Origin of the sequence: Extibacter sp. GGCC_0201 (assembly GCF_017566055.1) — a bacterium.
GTDB lineage: Bacteria > Bacillota > Clostridia > Lachnospirales > Lachnospiraceae > Extibacter.
In genome coordinates this window covers 1-206 of record NZ_JABFCH010000313.1, presented here as the reverse complement: position 1 = coordinate 206, position 206 = coordinate 1, and the positions used below count along the sequence as shown (strand labels likewise).

The following is a 206-nucleotide window of genomic DNA, read 5'->3' as shown; positions in this document are numbered from 1 at the left end:
GCCATAGAGCGCCTTGATCTAAACAGGCGCTGGTAGTGGTTGGCCGCCAGCATCACGGCCTTGTAGCCGGCGATGTTGGCCTGGCTGGACAGCACGTCCATGCTCTGCGCGCGCGTGGTGCGCGGCGCGGCCTCCAGCGCGAACGCCGTCAGGCCGGCGGCGGCCAGGCGCTGCAGGCCCTCGGCATCGAACGGGTTGAGCATGCC

At 69.9% G+C, this 206-nt stretch carries 1 protein-coding gene; it reads right to left on the bottom strand.

The genetic code is table 11. The features are described 5' to 3' along the window. The coding region (locus HJV72_RS19655; RefSeq protein ID WP_330619099.1) for a hypothetical protein at nucleotides 1-206 on the bottom strand (206 nt) is incomplete at both ends.